Source organism: Brevibacillus sp. NRRL NRS-603 (genome assembly GCF_003013445.1).
GTDB lineage: Bacteria > Bacillota > Bacilli > Brevibacillales > Brevibacillaceae > Brevibacillus > Brevibacillus formosus.
The window spans coordinates 1-21,338 of record NZ_PXZN01000004.1 but is presented as its reverse complement, the minus strand read 5'-3'; the positions used below and the strand labels follow the sequence as shown (position 1 = coordinate 21,338).

Below are 21,338 nucleotides of genomic sequence, written 5' to 3'. Positions count from 1 at the left end.
ATGCGTATTCATTTGCAAGGAGAAAAGGTCATTTTACGTGATATTCGAGCAGAAGATATAGATACCATCTACTATTGGAAATACGAAGCAGAAGATCGTGAACATCTCAATTGGAATGGCCCCTACAAACCGCTTGATCCTTACACAAGAGAAGAGTATCGTGCCCTCCCACGCCATCAGGAGTCTCTCGCTCTCGTCGGGACAGATGCACCAAGAACTGAGCTGATGATTGAGATTGATGGGGAGCTAAAAGGCAGTGTCGGTCGCTATTGGGTATCCGAAGAGACGAACTGGTGCGAAATCGGAATCGTCATTTACGACTCCCGCTATTGGCAAAATGGCTATGGCCGGGAAGCGTTTCGGATGTGGATCGACTACTTGTTTACCCACATGGATACGGTACGTTTAGGCATTGGGACGTGGTCCGGCAACGAACGTATGATCAAGCTGGCTGCTCACATGGGAATGGTGGAAGAAGCGCGGGTACGCAAAGCAAGGATTGTTCGCGGTGAATATTACGATGCGATTAAGATGGGGATATTGCGGGAGGAATGGGAGATCGGAAATAAAACTTTTGAATAACGGTTGTTTTTAACATGAGCATCTTCCATCTGTATAGGAAACTCCCTATACGAGGAAACTGTATGCCCAATATGGAAGATATCACCGTCCAAAAGTCGAATGCAGAACGAAAGAGCTATGTGTTTGTTGGTGCCATTTATCATGCAGCAGCGGAAGTCTGTTCAGTCGGTTGTCGGGTACCGCAAAAAACAAACTCCCTTCTATCTGAACAAAAAAAGGGAGTTTATCTGCGTTTCACATCCTCTTATTTCACTTCTTTCGTTTTTTTCAGCTCTGCTAATTGCGCCTCCACTGTTTCTGCCAGAAGATGATCAATATGTGGATTCCTGTCGACAGCTTTCGTACCGTAAACGTATGAACTCGCAGCTACTTCAGCTTCCAGCTTCTGGACAAACTCTTCTACCCTCGCAAATCCTTTCATTGCATAGTCGCTATGAAACCCTGACAACATTTCCTGTCCTTGCTTGATAGATTTTGCAGCGTGGGCTCTGGATGTTAACACCAGCTTTTTGAATTGGAACTCTTGATAGGTGTTTTTAAGTTTATCTATTTGTTCATACAGGATCGCAGTCTGTTTTTTTGTCGCGTCATATTGATCCTGGTACAGATTGCGCTTATTTTCATGAATTACTTTTTCCTGTAGAGCGAGCTTTGCCATGTTATCTTCATTACAATCAACAGCAAGGCTGGCTTGCTTCGCGCGCTTTTCTATGTTTGCTTCTTCTTCTGCGATGAGAAGATCATACCTTTTCTCAAGAAAGAGTTGATAGGAAAGTGCCTGATTGGCTTTTTCGATTTGATTGTCCATGTCTCTTATATATTGATCTAACAAAGTGATTGGATTCTCTACTTTATTTAATACCTCATGCACATCTGCAACAACAATATCTCTTACCCGTTTAAAAATACCCATCTTACTTTTCCTCCTTTGACATCTGTTTTTCCCAGTTATCTAAAATGGCTGAATTCCTATTCTCTCCTGCATATGGGGAGTGAAGTGGTACTTCAACAAAAACGATATTCCCTTTACGCGTTCTGATTCGTATACATAACCAGTAAATGACGAATCCAATGACAAGTAATGGCAGGATGGGAAGAACCCCAACAAAGATCAGAAGCCAGCCTGTCCATTTTCTCCAGATACTCTCATTTGCATGTTTGCGAACAAACCAACCACTGATGACAAGACCTGCTGCAATCAGGAAGAATATCCAACCATCTGCTTGATGTCTTCGCTCACCGTGTTCTCGTTTGATATCCTCTTTGTGCAATCGCCTTCCTTCAGATTTGGGTTGAAATCGCTCCGAATGTTCTCTTTGTCCTACCAATTCCTTCTCGCCTCTGTCTTGCATGCTTACAAAGATTTGATGAACATGTGGAAAAGCGAGCATCTCCTTATTCATCCAGCCTGTTGCATGCAAAGCCCGGAATCCAACAGCAAGAATGACAGCGGAGACGGTAGCAACGATCAGCCACCTCCAGATTTTCCGCTTCTTTTTTTTTTCTTCCATCCATTCTCCTCCTTTTTCGATGATGAGATGTTTTGTTTACAGGTACGATTATGGACCTCCAGTCTTAACTTTTCCTTAAGAACAACAAGAGCCGGAAAAAGAAAAAAGAGTACCAATGGAATCGGTACCCAATGCTTTGTTATTTTTGATTCTTAGGGAACGTAATTTCAAAGCAGGTTCCTTCCCCTGCTTTGCTGCTGACCGTAATTTTTCCATGATGCTTGTCAATAATCCACTTGGCAATAGAAAGCCCCAAACCATAACCTTCTGCCATCGTCCGTGCTTTGTCGCTTTGGTAAAACCGCTCAAAAATGTTTGGAATTTCTTTCTCGTCCATTCCAATCCCGTTATCTTTCACCTTCAGTTTAATTGTGGAGGCAGTTTGTTCACATATAAGTGAGATTTCGCCTCCTGCTTCTGTATATTTCATCGCATTGTCCAAGAAAATAAGAATCAACTGATGGACCCTTTCTTTATCTCCTGTGAAACTGATATTTACTGGCGTATGAAGAGTGATCGCTTTCTCTTGATATATAGCAATTTCTTCATAGTTAGCTACAATATCTCGCAGAACTTCATCAAGCAAAAAGGGCTGTTTCTTCATTTCCATCTGATTGGAATCAGATCTCGCTAAGGTAAGTAAATTGGTGACCAGTTTGGATAATCTTCTAGACTCATTTGAAATCATGGAAATATCAATACTTTTTTCTTGAATCGTTGCAGAAGGTGAGCGAAATAATAAATCTGTTTTTGCTTGTATGACAGCAAGTGGTGTTCTTAATTCATGAGAAGCATCTGAAACAAACTGTTGTTGTTTTGTCCAGGAATTTTGTATTGGGACCAATGCTCGACCTGCAAGAAAATAACCGGCAATCACAGCCGATATGACCCCGATACAGCTTCCGATGATAATAATGACGAGCAATCTGTCCAGAAGCTCCTTCTCTGAATTTACATTGCGGAGATACTGTACCGTTATTACCCCACTCGAGGAATGAACCTTCATGGTTTTCACATGAAAAGCAAAGCGATCAACATGAATTTCCTGAATCTCTCCACCATCAAAATGCCTTGGCTTCTTGACGAAATTCGCTTTTTGAAAGAAATCTACTCCTGGGCCCGTATTAATCAGTTCATTTTTATCATTCCAGACAAGCGTAATGACACGCGGATCATTTTCAAACAAGAATTCCTCGAGAGCGGGTCCTTTTTCAGGTCCTTTCTTTGCGCCAGCTCCAGGCCCACCCTCGGGCTTACTCCTAGGCTCATCGTTTCTTCCAGGCCTAAGCTGCGGGTTTAACTTCTCAGCTGTTTTTAGCAAGGATCGATCAACATCCTTATACAATTGTACATAGGTGAAAAAATAGATCACAGTAGCTAGCAAACCGATAAGCATTATGAAAACAACTGAATTCATAATGGTAAGCCGCATATGCGTTCGTCTGAACATATTCTTCCCCTTACTGTTCTTTTAACATATACCCAACGCCTCTAATGGTTTGAATATCTTTATGGTATCCGAAGGGCTCCAGCTTTTTTCGAAGATGATGCACAAAAACCTCAACAACTAATATTGTTGTATCTGACTCGAATCCCCATATGCGATCGTAAATCTGCTCTTTTGTCAGAATGGTGCCCTTGTTTTGTACGAGGTATTCCAATAATTCGTATTGTTTTATTGTCAATTTTACAGGCGCCTGATCTACCAGGATTTCCTGTTCTTTACCAACTAACTCGATGCCCCGGTACTTTAAGGTATGATCAGTCGTCAAACTGCCGCTCCTTCTTAACAGGGCTCGAATGCGTGCTTTTAATTCAGCCATTTGAAAAGGCTTGGTCAGGTAATCATCTCCTCCCAACTCCAGACCTTGCACTCTATCCTCCAATGAATCCCTCGCTGTTAAGAATAATACTGGCGTTTTAATTCCCTCCATGCGCATGCTTTCTATAATTTGAAAGCCATCCATTCCTGGTATCATCACATCTAGCACAATAGCATCATAAATATTTTGCATTGCTAGAAAGAGTGCTTCCTCCCCTTCAGATACTCCATCTACTTTAAACTCATCCACTAATATTTGAATAATCGATTCTTTCAACGGGAGATTATCTTCTACAACTAACAACCGCAATATCCGCTTCACCCCACATCTATACATCTGTTTTCATACTGCTTCAATTATGTCTTACAACCCTTAACTCTTCCTTAAAATTCACATCCTCGTAACTTAAGGATTTGTTAAGTTTTCTTCGCTACTATTTATCTAACTTAAATACAGAGGTGACTTTTGTGAAAAAAATAAAACCTTGGCTACCCGCGATCCTTTTCCTAATGGTTATTGCAATGCTTATTCTTTATTCATTCTATACCACACCACAAAAAATGCACCAAGATCCTGCTACTGGTGGTGGTCATCCGAATATGGCGAGCGATGGTTATCGAGAAATCTTTCATTTACTTGGAACTTTCTCGTATATTGCCGGTGTGATCAGTTTTTCCTGGATTCGCTTTAAAAAGTTTCTTTCTTCTCCATCCCCGCTCGTCAAACATATATCAAAAGCAATCTACCATCTTCATCTATTTACAGGATGGACAGCATTAGTATTTGGTATCTTACATGGCAGTTATTATCTGTTAACGGAACAACTCACACATAAAGGAATGTTGAATGGAATTGCCTCTTTCCTTATTTTACTTGTATTGGCTGTCTATGGTTGGCTTATCCGACGTGTTCGCACGCAGATCATGAGAAAAATACATTCGTACCTAAGCTTTATTGGTCTTGCCGTTTTGTTCATTCATACAGGTGGTCATTTTATAATCACCGTGGCCGGTACGATACTCGTTTGGATCGCAGTTTGGCTCATGGGTTTTTTCACCAGACACGTGGATATTCGCACAAAATCAACCGTCATTCATTTAGACGATCAGCTATGAGGGGAAAAATAAGCTTCCTGGTCATTGCACCAGAACAACTTCCTGTTCCACCCATACAGTCCCTTTTGCAAAATGGCGCTTACAAGTCAAGTCACTGTACTGAGCAGGGCGCATCCTATTCTCCCTCGAAGCAGCCTTTAGCATGCGGCAGATTCGATAAGGTGACCAGTAAGGAGAATTGAATAATTGTTATTAATCAAATGTCCCAAAGAGCTGAAAGTTCTTTGGGGCATTTTTTAATGGAACGGCAAGTGTGACATGCTCTATCTAACAAATGAAAAAGGCAATCCCCTGGTCTTTACAAGATCCGGGAACTGCCCTTTTCATTTGTTACCCTCAAACCTCTCTATTCCAACTCAGCCGCCACACGGCTTACTTTCGCCGCCAACTCGTCGAGATCGACGTTCATCTCAAGAGCGGCAAACAGACCTGTGAAGTACTCGTTGATCTGGTCGATGACGCGATTGCGCTCACTTGCCACCAGCTCTTGGAACAGCGTAGAAAATTGCTCATCCAACTGCTTGTTTCCGATTTCTACATAGCCGCTCACTGGTTCTTGCATGCGCTTTTCCAGCTCCTCACGCATTTTCGCTTTGCCATCCTGCTCGAAAAAGTCTTTCGTGTTTTTGAACAAGGAAATCGCTGATGCAAAGGCAGATTCAGCTACTGGCAGCTCGTTTGCAAAGGACAGTGTTTCCACCTGTCTCTGCTGATAAGGTGCCAAGGTCAAGCCTGCTGCGTAGCCTTGTACATCCTTTTGCCACGCCGTAACAAGCGTTGCCCCCTGCTTGTTCGTGAATTTCTCCAAGCGAAGGGTAGTGGCACGCAGCTCCTGCGCCAAGTCGTAGCTGATCGAACGCAGCAGATCAGTCAAGCAACCTTGCAGTGCTTGCTTCATGTTCCGTCCATCGTCCTTGATGACAGCCGGGTTAAAAGCGAGATTGAACAGTTCATTGAAACGGAAGAACAAGCGCTGGCGTACATAGTAGAGCAGCTCCTCGCGCTCTTTTGCCAAGTCGCGTTCGAACGAAGCGGTAGACAGCGCTTCAACAGCTGACAGAGCCTGTGTTTTGGCGTTGCTTGCTGCTTCTTTGCGCAACAGACGCTCGTCTTCTCCGGACTGTGCCATACGCATGAATTCTGTCAAGGTATCGTGGGCCCGGCGGATTTCACCAATCGCTGAATTCACAGCAATTTGCGTCAGCTCTTCAATCGTAAAGCGGAGGAACTCTGCTTCAAACGACGCCATTCCCGAGAACTTGAATGCTTCATCTGCCGGCATCAGCGGCTCGCCTTCAGCCGTATTCGTGCGCTGGCGGTATACTTTCTCCGCAGAAGCTGCCAGCTTGCCTTTTTCGTGCATCCGTGCCAACAGAGCAGTCTGGCTCGACACCGGATAAATACGTGGGAGGCGAATTCCGCACGAGAGGAGGTTTTTCTCTACGTGGGTAATCACACCCTGCAATTCCTCATCGTTTGCTGCGAGGTCACAAGCATTGACGATAAAGAACATTTTGTCCATTTCAAACGTATCCTTGACCCGTCCCATTTGCAGCAAAAACTCGCGGTCTGCCTGTGAAAAGGCGTGGTTGTAATAGGTCACAAACAGCACGGCATCCGCGTTTTTCATGTATTCAAACGCCACACCTGTGTGACGCGCATTGATGGAATCCGCACCAGGCGTATCAACGAGAACGATGCCCTGGTCAGTCAGCGGGCAGGAATAGAACAGCTCGATGTATTCCGCAAAACAAGCTTTTTCTTCCTTGGCTACAAAGCCTTTGAATGCCTGCATATCCACCAGCAGTTCTCCACCAAGATGAGCAGCCATTTCTGGCAAACCTTTTGTAACAGCCTTCAAAAAGGTGTAGTGAGGTTTTGCCGTAGGCGGGATTTGGGCGACGTCGATCTTGCCGAGCTCAGCCAATGCCCCATCCAGATCAGACGCAACCAGTCCAAACACAGCCAAAGAACGGATAACATCCTGCTCAATTGCTTCGCGCTCCTTCAAGACAACACGCACAGTTCCATGTGGACGCTCATCCGTAGGCGGCATAATTTTGTTGATCGCGGCTGTCGTCGGATTCGGCGATACTGGCAGCACAAGATCGCCCATCAAGGCGTTGGCAAACGAGGATTTTCCTGCACTAAAAGCACCAAACAGTGCAACCGTAAAACGATTGGCAGTCAGGCGATCTGCGCGATCCAGCATCGCCTGTGCCTGTGCTTGCATCCCTGGTACAGAAACGACTTCTTCACTTGCGCGTCGCAGACGCTCTGCTGCCGCAATTAGTTTGTCTCGTAGTTGATTCATGCTACTTGTTCTCCTCCACGCATAATCGCCAACAGACGATCCTTGGTTTCTTCTTCTCTCGCTTCCAGTCCAGCCAGCTTTTGATGCAGTGCTGCCAATTCACGCAATACGCCAAGACGCTCGCCTTGAGCTGCACTTTCTACACGCACTTTTTCCTTTATCATCTCAACCACTTGTGCAATGAAGGAGAGACCCACTCGTCTGTACTCCAGCTTCATCCCGCTGGAAATATCCGCACAGTAGTTCAGGACGTACTCACTCGAAGCAGCCCCCTCTTTGATGTGCTTGCTCAGGAACTCGCCCGTAATCTCGATCTTGGTCGCGTGCACACTGGCGTGATATTCTTCGCTCCGCAAATCAAACACTTGCGGCTGCTTGCCGAGCCATTCTTTGAAATGGAAGTCGAGATTTCCCGCCACTTTTTCACGGAACTCGACGAGAAGCGCTTCTTCACGGCGTGCGCGCTCTTCCTCCGTCTTCTTGCCTGCAAACAACAATCCCACCTTGAAGCCCGGCTTGCGGCTCTCCAAGTAGCTTCGTGCAGCTTCGTTCGTGCTGAAATAAGTCAAACGAGCATTGTCCAAAAGTACACTCAGCTCTTTTTCCATCTGCAATCGGGCATCCTCAGCACGCTGCTCTAGAGCCGCTGCTGTCGCTTCTTCCTGCTCAAGCGCTTTCTGCACAGCCGCTCTATTACGACTGTCGACGCCTTCTACTTCCAGGCCATCCAGCTGGGCTTCCCACTGCTGGCGTTGATCTGCCTGGCTTGTTCTTACTACTTGGATGTGTTCGTCGATCAAATGCTCGGCAGCACTGCGAACGCTCGTGCCAACCAGCTTTTCACGATCAGCAATCAACTGCGAGAGCATGCCCTTAAATTCCGCATACATGTTCTCAAGATGATCCGGCTCCGCAAGCGACGTGTAAAAAATACCATCAGGATGAATGTTCCAGGTCGCGAATGCTTCCTCGACACTTTCCTTATAGCTATCGAAATCCAATTCGAAATCAATATGTTTATCGATCATGTTCACAACCAGATAAACTGGCTTGCCACGGTCCTTCAACGTCTTCGTAAAGTTGAAGTTCTCTTCGGCTTGAACATGGTTATAATCCATCATGTAAATGACGACGTCAGCCAAATGCAGGGCAGATTCCGTAGCGATTTTGTGTGCGGCGTCTGTTGAGTCAATGCCCGGTGTATCGAGCAAGCTGGCGTATTCGTCAAGGAATGTTCCCGGATAAGCGACCTCTACGGATTCAACCGTATCTCCGTCAACAGCAAACTGTTTGAGCTTCTCCATCTCCGTATCTGGATCAAATGTAAGGACTCCGCTGTTCATGGTGAAGACGCGAGCCGCTTTTTCTCCGCCACGAATCTTCACGACATTCGCACTTGTCGGAATCGGATTGGACGGCAGCAAGTTGACACCCAGAAGCGTGTTAATCATCGTTGATTTTCCAGCGGAAAAGTGTCCGCAAAACGCAATATTCAGTTCAGCGCACTTTGTTTTTGCGGCCAGTTGAATGAGCTTGTGAGCCGTGGTTTCGTCTCCCTGCGATTTCATTACTTCTGCAAGTTCTTCCCATGTATGTGCCAGTCGGGAAAAGTCCGTTTCCCGGATCAATACTTGACTGTCAAGCACTTCTATTCCACCCTTCTCCATCGTTCCTACTCTCTCTACTTGTGCCTGTTCAAAAAGTCGTCTTTTCAGCATCGAGAAAATGGCCAGTACCTGAAGAAGGAGGAGCGGAGTGTAGGGGACCTACATGAGCACCGGACTTCGATGGTGAACGCCATTTTCGATGTCGAATAAGCTTTCATGACTACTTCATGATCAAAAGACGATTTTTTGAACTTCCTTTTTACTACTCTCTATTCTACCATGCCGAATGTACCATAGGTCACAAATGAGTTCAATTCAAAACTATGAAAGATTTAGCATTCGCCTATTCCTCCGCATAATTTTCCTCTTATCTGGAAAAAATCGCACTAACATGATATTCGCAATCTGAACGGGAGGAACTTCAAATGATGCGCAGATTTTTGTCCCAGCGTCGCCAAAAGAAAACTCCCTCTCTTATCGCACAGCGTTTGCAGCAGCGAAATGATCCTGCACTTGCACTATCGACCAGTTTGCAGCAAAACATGGATACGTTTAAGACTGTGCTGGGCAGCCCACATGATTTATTAACTCGTTCCTTTTTTATCGGCAACACCAATCATTCCTGTGGTGTTATTGCGATTGATGGATTGGCGAACTGCGATATGCTGGACACGCAAGTACTTGGACAAATCCAGTTGATGATCTCGACTGCTTCCAAAATGGTGCCCACTGAACCAGATGAGATTGTCCGGATGCTCTATGAGGAAGTCCTTTCTGTCGTCGAAATATCGAAAGCAACGGATTTTACAAAAACACTCGAAAGCATTCTTTCTGGGGATACAGCCCTTTTCGTAGATGGATCCGCCGAAGTCATCATTATCGACAGCAAGGGATGGAAAACCCGTTCTGTCGAGGAGCCAGTCTCCGAAGGGCTGGTTCGAGGTCCCCGGGATGGCTTTTCAGAGAGTATCCGGGACAACACCGTTCTTATACGCAGACGTGTCAAAGACCCGAGCTTGCGCTTTGAAGGGTCCATCGTAGGGAAACGAAGCAGGACAGATCTGATCATCGCCTACATTGAAAACATCGTTGATCCAGAACTGCTGAATGAAGTGAGGCGGCGAATCTCCACAATTGATATCGATGAGGTAGAAGAGTCCGGTTTTATCGAACAGTGGATTGAAGATGATTTTCTGTCTCCTTTTCCTCAGGTTCATAACACGGAGCGTCCCGATAAAGTGAGTGGGGCATTGTTTCAAGGCCGCATTGCGATACTGGTGGACGGGACTCCGATGGTGCTCATTTTGCCTGTGACGATTGGCTTGCTCCTGCATTCACCAGAGGATTACTACGAGCGTTGGATTGTAGGCACTTTAGCAAGGCTTTTGCGGTATTTGGCAGCTTTTTTGGCTGTCTATTCACCCTCTTTTTATATTGCTCTCGTCACCTTTCATCCCGGCTTGATCCCGTCTGATCTCGCTTTCTCGATTGCAGCCACGCGTGATGGAGTTCCTTTTCCGGCATTCGTAGAAGCGATCATGATGGTAACGACGATGGAGCTGTTGCAGGAAGCCGGATTGCGCTTGCCGAAGCCGATCGGCCAGACAGTCGGGATCGTCGGCGGTCTCGTCATCGGTGACGCTGCGGTATCTGCGGGCATCGTCAGTCCGGTCATGGTCATCGTCGTCGCTCTTACTGCTATCGCTTCGTTCGCCATCCCTGCTTATCACCTCGCCATCGCTTTTCGGATGATTCGTTTTTTCGCCATGTTTATGGCGGCCATCTTTGGGATTTATGGCGTGGTGCTAAGCTTGATTGTCATCATGATTCATTTATCCAATCTGACCAGCATCGGGTACCCTTATTTGGCGCCTCTTGCTCCTCATATGCCGAGGGACTGGAAGGATTTAATTTTGCGGGCACCTGTGACCTTCTTAAAGAACCGACCAGATGCTCTTCACCCGAAAGACGAAAATCGTATGAACACAGGAGGGTCGTAAGTGAGCTCACAAACCTTGGCGGAGAAAATGATCAGCAAAAATCATATGGGGATCAGCATCGCCTCTGTCACAATCGGCGTCGGCATTCTGACCTTTCCCCGCTCCCTAGCCAAGGCAACAGGTGCTTTCGACGGATGGATTTCGGTTGTTTTGAGCGGATTCTGCGCGTGTGTGATTGGCTGGCTGCTTGCCAAGCTGGCGGCTCGCTTTCCTAGACAAAGCTTCTTTGAATTCACCTCGATCATCGCGACCAAACCGATCGCCTACATCCTGACCCTGGTCGTCTGTATTTACACCATGCTTTTCGTCTCGTTTGAAATCCGGGCGATCGGAAATATTGCCAAGCAATACCTGTTTTACAATACACCGGTTGAGATGATCACACTCTCCTTTCTGTTGATTGTTCAATACGCCGTAGTCGGAACGCGCGTTTCCATGCTACGGCTCAACTTGCTCTTTCTCCCTGTCGTTCTCGTCGTCATGCTCATCGTCTTGCTCTTTACGACTCAGCTGTTCGAGGTAGAAAATATCCGGCCCTTCTTTTCTTCTGACTGGCCCGCACTCATGGAAGGAACAAGAGCGGTCGGACTGTCTTATTCAGGCTTCGAGATTATCCTGTTTTACACCATGCTAATGAAGAACCCTAAGGAAGGGGCAAAAGCGGTAACACTAGGTCTCTCGATTCCCATTTTGCTTTACTTGACCATCTACATATTTGTCATCGGGGTCTTCTCTGCTGATGTTGCAACGAACTTGACCTATCCAACCATCGAGCTGGCAAAAGAGGTAGAAATCCCTGGCGGCTTCTTTGAACGGGTGGAATCCATCTTCTTTACCATCTGGATCATGACAATCTTCAACACCTGTGCGATGTGGCTCGATATTACGGTGCTCAACTTGCAGTCCATGTTCCATAAGGTGCGCAAAACGGTTTGGGTGCTCATTCTTTCTCCCATTATTTATTTTGTAGCGATGCTCCCGCAAAACCTGGTTGATTTCTTCACGTTTGCTGACAGCATCACCTATTTCGGAATGATCGTCGTCTATTTATGTCCGATTTTGCTGCTCCTCATCGCTGTCATACGAGGTGTAAAGGGTCATGAATAGCAAGCTCACTACCTTTTGTATATGCCTGCTTCTCTCGACGTTGCTGGCTGGCTGCTGGGATCAGGTTCAAATTGAGGAACGAGGATTTGTCGTAGGCGTAGGGATTGATATACCTCGTACGAAAGAAACCGAGCAGCAAGCCAAGCAAGAGGCTCCCGACAAACCTCCCGTAAAAGAACGCTTTCTCGTCACACATCAATTCGTCGTACCCGGTGGGTTGGTCTCAGGCGGTCAAGGAAGCGGAGGCGGCCAAAACACAGCCAATGAGGCTTTTCACAATCTCGTATCCGAAGGGGATTCCCTTTTTGAGATTTCTCGCGAATTGGCTACCCGTACCAGCCGAGCCCCGTTTTATCAGCATATGAAGATCCTGATCGTCTCTGAGGAAGTGGCCCGTACCAAAGATGGTTTTGCCCGAGCACTCGATTTCTATCTGCGTGATCCAGACTCCAGGCGAAGCAGCAAGGTCTTTATCTCAAAAGGTCTTGCCAAGGAGGTACTGGAAGTCAAACCTAAAACAGAAAAGCTGCCGGCTATTTACGTCAACTCTGTCGCGGAGAACAATATTAAAAATGCTCGGATGCTTCCAGAAGTCCGATTGGGCGATGTCCACGAGGAGCTTCTCAGCCCTTACAGCTTTGTGGTTCCGCGAATCAGACCCGAAGAGCAGGAGGTAAAATTAGCAGGTGCAGCTGTTTTTTCTTATGACAATCAGTTGATGGGTTTTCTCGGGGAGGAAGAGACGGAGGGACTGAATTTTCTCACGGGAAATATTAACGGAGGCATGCTAAAAGGCAAATTTAAAAACAGTCTCGTCTCGATGAACATCCAAGGGATCAAACATGGCATTAAGGCAGATTTACGAGATCGGCAGCACATGAAATTCACGATAGAAATCGAATGTGAAGGCACATTGGCCGAGTCTTATGCCACAATGGATTACTTGAATAACACGGCAATGGAGAAGCTTGAACAAGTGTTTGCCGAAGAAATCGAGCGAATGAGTAATGACACCATCAGGAAAGTCCATAATCAAATGAAAGTGGATGTCATCAAGCTTGGCAGCTATCTCAAGCAGCATCATTATTCGCTATGGAAAAAGATTCGGCAGGATTGGGAAACAGGACAGCGTCTGTATGAAAAAAGTGAGATAATCATTCAAGCAAAGGTCTATCTACGCAATATCGGTGCGATCAACCGTACCGAACGCCAAAACAACAGGTGATCCCATGTTCAAATTTTTAGGCGTCGTCCCTCCATATTTGACCTTCGCAGGGACGGTCTTAGCGTTTTTGATTCCCTATCTTTTTTTTAAAATCAATAACAAAATCCACGAGTTAGGCGATCCACCGTGGAAGAAACGGAACAAATCCGGTTCATAAAAAACACCAAGCCGAAATGCAACATGTTTCGGCCTGGTGTTTCTCTCATTCTGTATCAATTTCTCGTAATAGTATTTCCTCCTTCAAATACCCGTCAAATGTTTCGATTCGCCTGCAATTGTTTTTGTTCCGCTCGAAGTCTAGTAAAATCTTTTCGTCATACCACGTTTTTCTTTTTTTCATCTTCATTCTTTTCAATCTTTCATGAGCGGCAATCGATTTTTCGACCGCCCCTCCCCATTTTTTTTGATAGATAGGACGTGTTTTTTTGACGATCTTTGAATACGTCATTCTTTCCCTTTTATGATTGAGGATAACTCGTAAAACGCGGCTTTGCTTTTGGAGCATGGCTTTACATTCCTTCAGCAGGCCTGTACTTATATCTTTTGCGTTCATTTTTGTTTCGATGTCTTTCAGATGATCTTTTTCCAGCTCCAAGAGTTTCATGTCATCATCCTTCACGGAAAAAGAACCCAAATAGTTTTCATTTGCATATTTCAACTCATCGTATTCCATCTCAATGTTTGCATCCCGCAATTCTTTGATAAAACAGCTTTTGTATCCTTCATCGAACATCTTGTCCATCACATCAGCAGGAGCTAGTTCAAAATCTTCTGGTTGATCAGCATCCTCCATGGCTTCAAACTCGTTAAAGTCTTGTCTGTTTTTCTCATACATGTTGTCAATCGCTTTTCGAATACCCGCAGACTCTGCCACCAATCCATCTTGTACACTCCCGTAGTCCGCTACCCTTTCCCTTCCTTTCCATGCTATCGGGTCTTTATTTTTCGCATGATCTGACATTAAGGCTTGATGCATGGAAAAACGAACACCTGTAACGCCCTTGGTATCTTCCAAATCACTGGACGTATAGTCTTTGTCTTCTCCTCGATTGACGGAATACCATAAATGGTATCTCGCCGTATAGTCGCTTTCCGTATAATCCAGATTACCTTCGTCCATATTTTCTGAATATTGATCATAGGACGAATCCCCTGCCGTCGGACAACCAAATTGCCCATCGTTGAGCATCTCTGCCTTGGCCTCCCATTTGAATGGGATTCTGACAGGAAGCTGAATTTCCCATGGTTTATCCGCGTCTATTTTTTTCAAGATCCCCAATTGTAAGAGCTGATCCTGGTCTACACTGAAGTTCAATTGATCGTATTTTACTTCTACCGTGTACTCGTACTTTGTTCCAATTTTCGCTTCACGAAGCATTTCCTCGATTGTATTATTGTAGGATTCTTTATTATTTTTTGCATCCTGCGGAGCTACATTCCATTCTTGATCGGCTCCTTGTCCTCTGAGGATCTGATAGCCAATCAAGTGACCTCCCTCGTAGCTGGCCAATAACCCGGTAATCGCGCCTTCCCGCATGAAAATCTCTTCATTCCCAAGATTTCCGATGGCTGTTACCAACTTTAAGCCTTCACGGCCATTTTTAGAGGCACTTTTTGTAATAAGAGCAGTAACAGAATGAGGACGGTCACATGTATCTCCCAATTGGTTTTTTGTTTTGGCAAATACCTTTGCATTCAAATTTTTCTCTCCGAATACTTCCTTTAACATCCCCCAAAAAGTAGGAAGCCCTTTATCCGCCTGCACATCCGTAAACTTCCCGTCATCTCCAACGGCTTTTTCAAAATCTTCTTGTTGGAATGCATCTGGATGGTCCGCTTTCATTTTATTGAGATTCTCTTGTTTAAGTTTCCTTTGGATGAGTGGCATTCGAGGTTGCTTTTGATTTTGCAGGAGTTGCGTCATTGCCTTGTTTCCTACTTTTTTGGCGAGCTGTAAAACTGGCGGCAGATTTCGGGGGGAATTTTGTGGGGAAAGTACATTGTTAGATAGATTTTTGCTGCTTGGCCTATGATTTTGATTTTCTTTTGGGAGTGGCTCCCGATTATTGAACACCCGATCATCCCCTACTAGATTGGCGTTTCTTTCATGAAAGGACTTACCCGTCTATCCGAGCAAGCCCTTTTCAGCATTCCCTATTGTTGTGCGAGCAAATCAGCAAACGCTTTGGCGTACGCAGGCAGATCAGGCGGTCTCCGGGAACCCACGATGTGACCGTCTACCACAACCTCTTCATCTACCCAAATCGCGCCTGCATTCTCCATATCATCTTTAATGCCTGGCGTGGATGTCGTGGTTACTCCGCGCAAAATTTTTGCGGAAGCAAGCACCCAACCCGCATGGCAAATATGTCCAATCGGTTTTTTCGCCTCGTGCATCGCACCTACAAACGACAGTACTTCCGGATAGCGGCGCAGCTTGTCAGGTGCCCACCCTCCTGGAACGAGTACGCCTGCATAGTCGGCAGGATTGACATCAGCCATCGCTTTGTCAGCCTCGCAAGGTACACCGTACTTCCCTATGTAGACGTGGTTCGCCTTCGGGCCGACGAAATGGACGGTAGCGCCTTCCTCTCGCAGTCTCATCACCGGATACCAGAGCTCGAGATCCTCAAATTCACTTTCGACGAAGCAAACCACTTGTTTTCCTGCAAGTCTCAACGTTCTCGCCTCCTTTTCCTTCTATACTACGTTATTGTAGCAGGTAGAAAAGGAAAAGACAGCAGGTACATGCGATCTTCCCTATCTATTGTCGGTTTCATGGACAATCTTTTAAGAACAAAAAAAAGTGAGAAACAGGCCTACTCACTGTTCCCCACCTTATAACGAAAACCATATGTATAGATTGCTGGTGCCGGTAGAGGGACTTGAACCCCCACGGTTTCCCTCACGATTTTGAGTCGCGCGCGTCTGCCAATTCCGCCATACCGGCCTATTCAAATGAAAACATGGTCGGGAAGACAGGATTCGAACCTGCGACCCCTTGGTCCCAAGCCAAGTACTCTACCAAGCTGAGCTACTTCCCGATTGCCAACCATATCGGACCTTCTCTCATTCGACAATTTCCGATAAGTATCGCAACACTTACATACTATACAGGCAAATTGAACCAATATCAATACCGGATTTTTTTGGAATATAGTTATTTTTTCCTAGTATTTAACTTCACTCTCCATGGTGTACAGATTTTCCCACATGGTATTTGTCGTCTCAAGAAATCTTGCGGAAGATTAAACGGATAGTCCAGCGGATGACGCCCTACAACGATCCAGCGCCCATTCGGAAGCTTTTTCAACTGATACACGCGGAAAAATCGATCACTGGAATCGAAGGCAAACCATACCACAAGCGTCGCACACCTGCTGCCTGAAGACAGGACCTGTGATTTTACAATCGGTGGCGCCCCTATCGTATCACCTACCGGGATCGCGAGTCGTCCGTTTATTCGCCGCAAATCAAGATTGCCGATCACTCGATTTGCCAGACAAGGCGTCATGAATTTTTGCAGGAAACGGCGAATTTTCAACTTGGAATTGAACCGTTTTGGCAAAATGATTCCGCGATCCCTTACCCGCTTATGTGCTGAAAAGATAATCGTAAAGAAAGCTTGCTCTGCCAATCGAATGACCTGCACCCATTGCTTCTTCATCTGGCGTCCCTCCCCCTGTCAGACTATGCATCGTGTAAGGAAAACGGTTGGACGCGTATCTATATACATAAACCGTTGCGTGCAGGGCAAATTAATATAGTGTTCCCATCATGAAAACCCGCAGGAGGTATAGCAATGCCTAGCCAAATTAACACGGACTCACTTAAAAAAGCAGAGGTAGCCACCACGCTGGCAAAAAATATGATTACGCAAGCGATCGAGCAATCTGCAGCCAATCCGCAGCTCGCTGAAGAAGCCTTGAAACAAGCGTCTCAGGAAATTGCCCAAGCGCAAACGATGGTGTCCCAAGTCCAATCCACGCTGCAAACCCAAGCGAAAGCTCAACAAAGCCAATCCTAAACAAATGCAGGCAGACCCGGAATAGACTGGTGGTTTGCCTGTTTTCCCCATACAATAGCAATAGCTGCAAGGATTATTGCTAAAAAGGTGGGGGACAAATTGCCGCAACTCCAAGGATTGAATCATTTGCTTTTCTCTGTCTCAGATCTCGAGAAATCTTTTTGTTTTTATCGGGATGTCCTGCATGCCAAACCATTAGTACGTGGTCGCAAGCTGGCTTACTTTGACTTAAATGGCTACTGGTTGGCCCTGAATGAAGAACCAGACATCCCACGCAATGAAATTGCTCACTCCTATACACACATGGCCTTCACTATCACAGAAGAGTCATTTGATGAGTGGTATGCTCACTTGGAAAAGCATGACGTTACCATTTTGCATGGGCGGGATCGTGCGGAGCGGGATAAGCGATCCATTTATTTCACCGACCCTGATGGACATAAGTTTGAATTACACACAGGCACTCTTCAGGACCGTCTCGCTTACTACCGGGACGAAAAGCATCACATGACCTTTTTTGAATAATCGATGATGTTGCCATTTCTTAATATACTTTTCACAAAATCACAATAGTTCCAAAGTTTCAACTCCATACGCAAATGCTATAATCTATAAAGCACTTATGGCCTATTCCCCTTATGAATAGGCCCGTTTTTCGTAAACATATGGAGGGATTTTATGTTTGGTAAGCGTGGCGCCCAAACCGTTACGGCCTCAATTCAAAAAAGCGATGTCCAAATGTCCGATCAGCTAACGGGGAAGGTTCATTTTTTGCAAATGAATCAGACAGACCTTGATCGGTTGAAACAAATTGAACCACTCCTAACAGAACACCTAGAGTCCATTACAGAGCGTCATTACCACATGCTTCGTCAATATTCCCATCTAATGCAAACTATCGAAACGCATACGACAGTTGACCGATTGGCCGTTTCCTTTCGTCACTATTTGCAATCGCTTCCACACGCCAAGCTAGACGATGCCTATGTTGCCGGGCGCACGAAAATCGGAGAGGTCCACAGCAAAATTGGACTTGCGCCAGAATGGTATACGGGCTCTTACTTGCGGGTCTATGAATATTTGATTCCCGCAATCGTCAACGCCTATTCGAAACGTCCCCAGGAATTATCTTCTGTCCTGTTGGCACTCACGAAAATCATCACGCTTGATTCGCAAATCGTCCTTCAATCGTATCAGGAGGACAATGATTACAAAGTCATTGATCGCCTGGGCGAAGTTCTGGAGTTAGTGATTCAGATCGATAAATTCAAGCATGTCCTGGACACGCTTGAGGATACAACTGAGGAAGCTGGCAATGTAGGATCTGCTGCTGAGCAACTAAGCGAATCTGTGCAAAAAGTGGCTCAATCAGCCGTCTCTGTCGCAGAGAGTGCTTCCACTACAATCGAGCAAGCGACGATGGGCAAGGATATTATCCAAGATTCATTAACCAGCTTTCTTTCCATGGCAGATGAATTACAAGAGATGCAAACAAAAACTTCGCAATTAATGACATCCATTGCAGAAGTTTCTCAGGTCATCCAAGTCATCCGCAATATTGCCGATCAAACCAATCTTCTTGCATTGAATGCGTCGATTGAGGCAGCGCGTGCCAACGAACACGGCCGAGGCTTTGCTATCGTGGCAGACGAAGTACGAAAGCTCGCCGAACAGACCAAGCAATCAGTTCAAAGCATTACAGCCACAATCAACAACGTCCAAAATGAAGCTGTCCAGGTAAAAGAAACGGCCACTCTCATGAGTGACCATTTTAACGATAAAGTGATGCAGACACGCGATGCGATTGAGATATTAGGAGATATAGTGCAAAATATTGAGACTGTCGGACATTCCACCGGACATATCGCAGAATTGGCACAAGAGCAGTCTGCTGCCACAGATGATATTTCGATGCGCATATCGCAAGTCCTTACGAATATGGAGCAGGTCTCTTCGCACGTCTCGAATGTAGGGAAAAACGTCTATAATGTTGGTGCTGGCATTAACAGCCTGCACAAGCTGAGCATCACACAAACGAGCCACATAAAGACCAAGCATTACTTGCGAATCGTCAAAACCGATCATCTCTTATGGAGATGGTGGCTCTACAACTTCATGCTTGGGTATCACCATATTGATGAAAAAGAACTCGTCGACCACCATCAATGCCGCTTGGGAATTTGGTATGACGAGGCCCTGAACAATCCATCCGTGAGCACCTTGGCCTCTTTCAAGCAATTAGAAGAACCTCATCGACAGTTCCACGAAACTGTTCGAAGGATTTACCACTTCGTCAAACAAGGAAAACTTGAGGAAGCAGAAGCTACTTTCGATACTCTTGAAGAGATATCACAACGCATTCTCAGCGTACTGGATCAGCTAGCCACAGAAGTTTCCTAATGATATTATCTATTTCGTCTTTTTCTTTCCCGGCTGCCTTTTGGAGGCAGCTTTTTTAGTTTGGACACGGTTTAACTCCGCAGGAGATAGCGGTCTAGTACGAGCGTTGGTTCGCCTGACTCTTTTGGCTTTGGCAACTGACCTGCCAACTCTTCCTGCTGCTCTTGGTATCCCGACGCCAAACGCTTGCAATGCCCAGACAACCGGATACGAAATCGAGAGCCTCCCATTGGCAGAACCAGCAAAATTCACAGCCGCAGCGTAGTTGCCCGCAGTCAGCCAAACAGAGCCGGAATCTCCAGGCAAGGAGATGGGAACCGTACTCCTGATGACCGTCTGATTCTGAAAACGGATGGTTCCCAGTCCTCCGTAATTCCCGTAACTGACATCAATATCGGTGTGGATCGATTCGACTGTTCCCCATGCCAGCCCTGATGAACGGCCCACTTTTTTCAATCTGCGCCCGATGCCATACGAGCGAATCACACCTGGAACTCTGCCCACTGTTGCGTAACGCGGGGCAAGGAGTCGATTCGAAGTAGGGATACTAATCGCTGCATCCATTCGATTACCTGTATTTTTCCGTAGTCGAACATACCGGTACAAGCGTCCGATTCGATCCCTTCCTGAACGGCCGCCGTCTGCTCCGCCTGGCTGGATGGTTTCGGTATAGCCGCTCGTATTGTTACGATTCAGGACGTGATTATTGCTCAACACAAACCGTTGGCCTCCTCGCGCAACGATTAAACCAGCCGTTCCGGAGGCCCCTGGGTAGCCGATGCTATATCCAGCGATCACAGGTCGGATTCTGCTGCGATAATTCGTTGCAGAGGGACGTACAGCAGGATGACAATGGCACCGTCCAGAGGTGACAGTTCGAACAGGAACAGACACATGGGCTGTCGCCTCCTGTCTTTTGACAAGGACGCAGCTCGGGCATGTCTTCTTCACGGCGGCACTTGCATTGACGGTATACATCACAATGCAGGCGCCGCCTTTTTTGTTTTTTCCGTTTGCGTAGCCAATCCCGATGCCAATTACGCCCGGCATTCGCTTCCACCTTTTGACCAAATGCTTCTTGGCCAGGAGCGCTTCCTGAAAGGTTGCCATAGTACCCCTTCCTTTCTGGAGGTAGTTTGTTTTACATGGTCATCGTATGTAAAACTTGGCCAGCACTGTTGGACACTTGTCATTGCGGGGAAGCCTTTTTTAAAAACCTCTCGGTCGGGCTGTAGTGGTGGGAGGAAACAGGAGAAAACGCTCAGATTCTAGGGCCACCTGCTGTGGGATTGACTGCCCGGCTCCATGAAAAAAAGTGAAGCCCGCGCCCAAAGTGGTCTATTCAGGAAGTTTCTCAGAGGTGGGCGCTAAGAGCTTGTTTCTCTTTTTTTCATTGCGCCTCGGTCGGCGTCCCTAAGATCTTCGCTTTTTTCTCCTGTTTCCTCTACGAGCTTTCCGTGTTAAACGGGTTTTAAAAAGAATGAAGAATGTAATCAGTTACGACAGAGAAGAATATTTCCAGACGTAGCGACTTGTGGAGTCCTACCGAGCGGAGAAGGGATTCGCGGGCAGCAGGAACGCAACCGTGCCTGCGCTACGAAGCGGCTACCACTTTTGCGTTTCCCCG

At 46.2% G+C, this 21,338-nt stretch carries 18 protein-coding genes and 2 tRNA genes; 8 read left to right on the top strand and 12 right to left on the bottom strand.

The annotated features are described in order from the left end of the window. Entirely contained in the window at positions 1-582 is a 582-nt protein-coding gene (locus tag C7R94_RS00960; protein WP_106778086.1) for a GNAT family N-acetyltransferase, read from the top strand. A gap of 244 nt (positions 583-826) precedes the next feature. Here the strand turns inward: C7R94_RS00960 and C7R94_RS00955 are convergent, their stop codons facing one another. The 4 genes from C7R94_RS00955 to C7R94_RS00940 form a co-directional block, all read right to left on the bottom strand. Further along, positions 827-1,495 carry a PspA/IM30 family protein gene (locus C7R94_RS00955; protein WP_106778085.1) on the bottom strand — a complete coding sequence of 223 codons (669 nt, stop codon included), beginning with the start codon at positions 1,493-1,495 and terminating at the stop codon, positions 827-829. A gap of 1 nt (position 1,496) precedes the next feature. After that, entirely contained in the window at positions 1,497-2,093 is a 597-nt protein-coding gene (locus tag C7R94_RS00950) for a hypothetical protein (protein WP_106778084.1), read from the bottom strand. A 139-nt stretch (positions 2,094-2,232) separates the two neighbouring features. Further along, complete coding sequence (locus C7R94_RS00945; protein WP_106778083.1) at positions 2,233-3,543, bottom strand: sensor histidine kinase; 1,311 nt, start codon at positions 3,541-3,543, stop codon at positions 2,233-2,235. 10 nt (positions 3,544-3,553) lie between these two features. Further along, positions 3,554-4,225 carry a response regulator transcription factor gene (locus tag C7R94_RS00940; protein WP_047072030.1) on the bottom strand — a complete coding sequence of 224 codons (672 nt, stop codon included), beginning with the start codon at positions 4,223-4,225 and terminating at the stop codon, positions 3,554-3,556. A gap of 158 nt (positions 4,226-4,383) precedes the next feature. Here C7R94_RS00940 and C7R94_RS00935 point away from each other — a divergent pair, with 158 nt between their 5' ends. Beyond that, positions 4,384-5,031, top strand: coding sequence for a ferric reductase-like transmembrane domain-containing protein (locus tag C7R94_RS00935; protein ID WP_106778082.1), 648 nt, complete (start codon positions 4,384-4,386; stop codon positions 5,029-5,031). Between the two features lie 346 nt (positions 5,032-5,377). Here the strand turns inward: C7R94_RS00935 and C7R94_RS00930 are convergent, their stop codons facing one another. Together C7R94_RS00930 and C7R94_RS00925 are read right to left on the bottom strand one after the other, a co-directional pair. Beyond that, positions 5,378-7,345 (bottom strand): dynamin family protein, encoded by a 1,968-nt coding sequence (locus C7R94_RS00930; protein WP_106778081.1) that lies wholly within the window; start codon positions 7,343-7,345, stop codon positions 5,378-5,380. Beyond that, positions 7,342-9,063, bottom strand: a complete 1,722-nt coding sequence (locus C7R94_RS00925) for a dynamin family protein (RefSeq protein WP_233220439.1) — start codon at positions 9,061-9,063, stop codon at positions 7,342-7,344. Before C7R94_RS00925 ends, C7R94_RS00930 begins: the two co-directional genes overlap by 4 nt. Before the next feature lie 314 nt (positions 9,064-9,377). Here C7R94_RS00925 and C7R94_RS00920 point away from each other — a divergent pair, with 314 nt between their 5' ends. From C7R94_RS00920 to C7R94_RS00910, 3 genes are read left to right on the top strand one after another with little or no spacing between them, the layout of a single operon-like run. Continuing rightward, positions 9,378-10,952: a spore germination protein gene (locus C7R94_RS00920; protein WP_106778079.1), complete on the top strand. Its 1,575-nt coding sequence runs from the start codon at positions 9,378-9,380 to the stop codon at positions 10,950-10,952. After that, entirely contained in the window at positions 10,953-12,059 is a 1,107-nt protein-coding gene (locus C7R94_RS00915) for a GerAB/ArcD/ProY family transporter (protein WP_106778078.1), read from the top strand. Continuing rightward, on the top strand, positions 12,052-13,284 hold the full coding sequence (locus C7R94_RS00910; protein WP_106778077.1) for a Ger(x)C family spore germination protein: 1,233 nt from the start codon (positions 12,052-12,054) through the stop codon (positions 13,282-13,284). Before C7R94_RS00915 ends, C7R94_RS00910 begins: the two co-directional genes overlap by 8 nt. Before the next feature lie 202 nt (positions 13,285-13,486). Here the strand turns inward: C7R94_RS00910 and C7R94_RS00905 are convergent, their stop codons facing one another. From C7R94_RS00905 to C7R94_RS00885, 5 genes are all read right to left on the bottom strand, one after another. Continuing rightward, positions 13,487-15,127, bottom strand: coding sequence for a DNA/RNA non-specific endonuclease (locus C7R94_RS00905; protein ID WP_233220438.1), 1,641 nt, complete (start codon positions 15,125-15,127; stop codon positions 13,487-13,489). Between the two features lie 311 nt (positions 15,128-15,438). Continuing rightward, positions 15,439-15,963, bottom strand: a complete 525-nt coding sequence (locus C7R94_RS00900; RefSeq protein WP_106778075.1) for a type 1 glutamine amidotransferase domain-containing protein — start codon at positions 15,961-15,963, stop codon at positions 15,439-15,441. Positions 15,964-16,151: 188 nt separating this feature from the next. Next, positions 16,152-16,234: transfer RNA gene (locus tag C7R94_RS00895), tRNA-Leu, on the bottom strand. A gap of 17 nt (positions 16,235-16,251) precedes the next feature. After that, positions 16,252-16,328 (bottom strand) — tRNA-Pro (locus C7R94_RS00890). 116 nt (positions 16,329-16,444) lie between these two features. After that, positions 16,445-16,951, bottom strand: coding sequence for a hypothetical protein (locus C7R94_RS00885; protein ID WP_106778074.1), 507 nt, complete (start codon positions 16,949-16,951; stop codon positions 16,445-16,447). Between the two features lie 135 nt (positions 16,952-17,086). Between C7R94_RS00885 and C7R94_RS00880 the strand changes: the two genes are divergently transcribed. The 3 genes from C7R94_RS00880 to C7R94_RS00870 all read left to right on the top strand — a co-directional run bounded on the left by C7R94_RS00880 (position 17,087) and on the right by C7R94_RS00870 (position 19,711). After that, positions 17,087-17,311 (top strand): hypothetical protein, encoded by a 225-nt coding sequence (locus tag C7R94_RS00880; protein WP_047071558.1) that lies wholly within the window; start codon positions 17,087-17,089, stop codon positions 17,309-17,311. Between the two features lie 99 nt (positions 17,312-17,410). Beyond that, a complete protein-coding gene (gene fosB / locus C7R94_RS00875) occupies positions 17,411-17,836 on the top strand; it encodes a metallothiol transferase FosB (protein ID WP_047071555.1) in 426 nt (141 codons plus the stop codon). A gap of 153 nt (positions 17,837-17,989) precedes the next feature. After that, a complete protein-coding gene (locus C7R94_RS00870; protein ID WP_106778073.1) occupies positions 17,990-19,711 on the top strand; it encodes a protoglobin domain-containing protein in 1,722 nt (573 codons plus the stop codon). 9 nt (positions 19,712-19,720) lie between these two features. On the opposite strand, the gene C7R94_RS00865 is transcribed toward C7R94_RS00870, so the two are convergent. Continuing rightward, the gene (locus tag C7R94_RS00865; RefSeq protein ID WP_106778072.1) at positions 19,721-20,821 is read right to left on the bottom strand and encodes a chymotrypsin family serine protease; all 1,101 of its coding nucleotides are present in this window, start codon (positions 20,819-20,821) and stop codon (positions 19,721-19,723) included. Positions 20,822-21,338 lie beyond the last annotated feature (517 nt).